This window comes from Kaistella sp., assembly GCF_049588135.1.
Taxonomy (GTDB): Bacteria; Bacteroidota; Bacteroidia; order Flavobacteriales; family Weeksellaceae; genus Kaistella.
Genome location: NZ_JBAVFG010000230.1, coordinates 1 through 3734, shown reverse-complemented (window position 1 = coordinate 3734; position 3734 = coordinate 1). Strand labels below are relative to the sequence as shown.

Genomic DNA, 3734 nt, shown 5'->3' with positions numbered 1-3734 from the left:
CTTAATAACATCGGCGACCGTTTTCCCCATGTCATAAATTCTCGTTTTTTTGTTTTCATTAATATATTGCCAAAGAATCTTATCATTTTCTTTAGTGAAAATGTTAATCGTGAATTTAGAAAAATCTTTAGGATCGAGGGTAGGATCTAAAATCGAAGCGGTGGTTTGTGAAAAAGTTTTTTGCCTAAGTGCTACATTGTCATATCGATGGGATATTGAATTTTCTCCAAAATCAAAAAATTGAAGGTCGATTATGTCATTAAGCAACATTTGGTTTATTTTAGAATTTACGATGATATTAGAAACATTACTTTGCTCTTTTGACAAACTTTGGGAAATCTGACCGTACAAATTTTTATCGATGCCCAAGTCGTTTTTCAAATCATTTTCGGAGTATCCTGAGGTGATATCATTTTTGTTTCCTTTAATAATACCGTTCAGAACCTCTTTATTATCGGAGATTTTATAAGCAATCACTTCTAATTCTTCTGGTGTTTTAGTGAGAATTGTAAAATCTTCGTCAGATGCTATTCCTAAGAGTTGATTAATTTTTGATTTATTATTAATGAGTATATCTGCCGTTTTGGTGCCACGATCTCCACCACCTAACATTGTTGCAAGTTGGGTTTGATTGCCTTTTAAAAGAGTTGCCATTGCATCTTTATTTTGAAGAAGAATTTCAGAAGCGTTGGCAATTGAATTGGCATCTAAGCCCGTGTTTAATCCTGCAAACCAAGCTACTAATGCGCCTTTGGCAGAGGTATCACCAATTACATTACTGATGATGTCACTTTTATTTTCGATAATCTGGGTAAATTCATTGATCTGACTAAAGTTAAGGGCTGTTCCGAAAAAGCTTCGATCTTTTTGCAAAAGTGAAGTGATTAGGTTTTGGGGTTTTCCACTATTGAGGTTGCGCACCAAATCTTTATTATCATTGATAAATGTGGCTATTTTTTCAATTTGTACTCCTTGAATTTTATCACCCAATAATTGATTTCCATTGTGGTTAAGTTGGTTGATGATGGCATCTCTATCAAGAGATAGTAATCCATTCATTGCTTCTTTATTGGTTAAAATGCCGATGTATTTTTGTGCGACATCAGAAGGTAGTTTTTCATCTATAAAAGAAGAACTGGTGGTAAGTGCCGTAGTAAGGACTCCTGTGAAATTTCCTTTAATCACCTCGCCAATCTGATCTTTATTTTGCATAATAAGTTGCGTGTAGAAAGAAGCTGATTCATCTCCTGTGCTTCCTACTATTCTGCTCACATTTTTACTTAATGCTTCTTGGATATCTACAGAATCTCCAGTTGCGAACTTTGCAATGATTTCAGAATTATCTACCAAAATACTTCCGAATTCGGCTATTTGATTTTTATCTAATACTGCTCCTAAAATATTACTGTCTTTGCTGAGTAAAGAGGTAAACATATTTTTGGTATCACCGTTGATGGCATGTCGCAAAAAGTCTTTGTTATTGCCAAGAAGTGTTGCAAATTTTTGAATATCTACATTTTCTATTTTGTCTCCGAAAAGCTTTGTCCCCGATTCGGTAAGAGTCATTAGTATTGCCTGTTGGTCTCCAGCTAAAAGTCCTTTTAAAGTATTTTTATCAGCCAAGAGTTGGGCGTATTTTTGGGCTTCTTCTGGTAAAAGTTTTTCTCCTAATAACGCCGCATTATTGGTAAGCAATTCAGAAGTGAAAGAACTGAAATCTCCACTCATTGCTTTTCCTACAAGATCTTTATTTTTAAGGATGATGTCAGTATAGAAAGATGATGTTTTCCCTACAAGACTTCCTGTTAACGTCCCGATATTATTATTTAATGCATTTTGTAAAAGATTAGAAGTATCACCAGAAGCTAGTTTTACGATGATATCTGAGTTGTTACTTAGGATTTCGCCGAATTTTCCTAATTGTGAAGAACTAAGTGCGGTGCCCAATAAATTGCTGTCTTTGCTCATCAAAGAACTCAGCATTTTTTTAGGATCTCCATCAATGGCACTTTGCAGAAAATCTTTATTGTTCGCGATGATTTTTGCGAATTTCTGTACATCAGCGTTTCCGATTTTATCTCCGAAAAGTTGAACACCATTTTGGGTTAATGTTTGTATGATTGATTGCGTATTTCCAGAAAGCAATCCTGTAATCGCTTCCTTGTTTGAAAGCAATTCTGCATATTTCTGAGCTTCTCCTAGCGGTAATTTTTCTCCGATTAATGAAATATTATTGGCAAGCAAATCCGTTGTCAGTGAAGTGAAATCGCCTTTTAATGCCTTGCCTACAAGATCTTTGTTTTTAAGGATTAAATTAGAATAGAAAGAGGCATTATCACCGCCCACCATACTTGTAACTTGTCCGATGTTTTTATCTAGCACATCCTGTAAAAGATTAGAAGTGTCTCCAGTAGCTAGTTTTGCAATGATGCTAGAATTATTACTTAGTGCAGTGGCTAAAAAAGAATTTTGCTCAGTCGCATATTTACTGGTAATGCTTGTAACGTTACTAGAAATAATATCAAACATCAATCCTTTCGTATTTCCATCAATTACATTCTGAACTATTTTGGTGTTGTTTTGAATGAGTTTTACAACCTGAGGACTTAATTTTAATTCACTCCCAAGCATCGATGCATTGTTTGAAACCAGATCGCTGAAAAGATTAGAAGTATCTCCTTTTGCCAGTTTTGTGATCGTTTTAGAATTGTTTGCTGCGATATCTGCAATTTTCTTCCAGTTGCCTTCTGGTAATAATGATCCTGCAATATTGGTTAAAGCAGCGATGTCTCCAGATTTTAGTTTTTGATAAAACTCTCCTGGCTTGGTTACTGCGTCGATAATTGCATTGGGATTTTTGATAAACTTTAGCGCTTGGACTCCTGGTATGGTTCCTTTTAGTTGAGACATTGCAAGATCAGCCATTGCTTTCGATAAATTTTGCCAACCCGTTTTTTGATTGTCGACTTCTAGATCGTAGGTACAAATTACAACCGCATCAACTTGCAGCAGTTTCGCCAGATAAGAAGGTGGGAAATCTGCAGGATGATAAAAATATCCGATATCCTGTAAAACCTTATTTGTAATTCTAATATCTTGTAGATAAATTTCGGATTTATAATTGTCAAAAACATCCCAAAATTGTTCTTGTAATAACTTACCAACCATCTGCTGATTTTCAAACTGTTGTTCCGCTTCTTCAGCAGAATAGGTAGGAGGTTTTATATAGCTAATCATCGTGTTAAAAGGGATGATCGCTATTTTAGTATGTTCTTCAATTTCCTCATTTAAGTGCTCGTCAGCGTAGATGACGTTGTTTTGCTGGGATTGCAAAAGCGTAGCATATTTACTCGCGATTCCAATTACCGTGGTTATCTGACCAAGCTGAGCATAGCTGTAGGGAGCTGCCAAAAGCCAGAATAAAAGTAAAATAGATTTTTTTCTCTTAATCATTACGGTTTGTAGTTTTATTGAATGTTTTTAATCTAATTGAGTCGTTTGCCGAAGCCCTTTCATTATTAATAACAAAAATCAAACATATTATTCGTAAAAAAGATTTAATAGGAGGTAGTAATAGAGTAGTTTTAACAACTACCCACTAGGTAGTTGTTATTATTGTGTTTTGACAGTCAGGGTGTTATGTTTTTATTGAGAGCTGATATGCATTAAAGGAACAATGGGTATCAGAGAAAAAGTAAAATTTAGAATCGGAATTCCATTAAATAATCATCCAT

The 3734-nt window shown here is 34.8% G+C and carries 1 protein-coding gene; it reads right to left on the bottom strand.

Going from position 1 to position 3734, the window contains the following annotated elements:
* Positions 1–3453 (bottom strand): hypothetical protein (locus tag WBY99_RS12395; RefSeq protein WP_423976648.1); only part of this gene is annotated, 3453 nt, incomplete at its 3' end.
* Between the last annotated feature and the right edge of the window lie 281 nt (positions 3454–3734).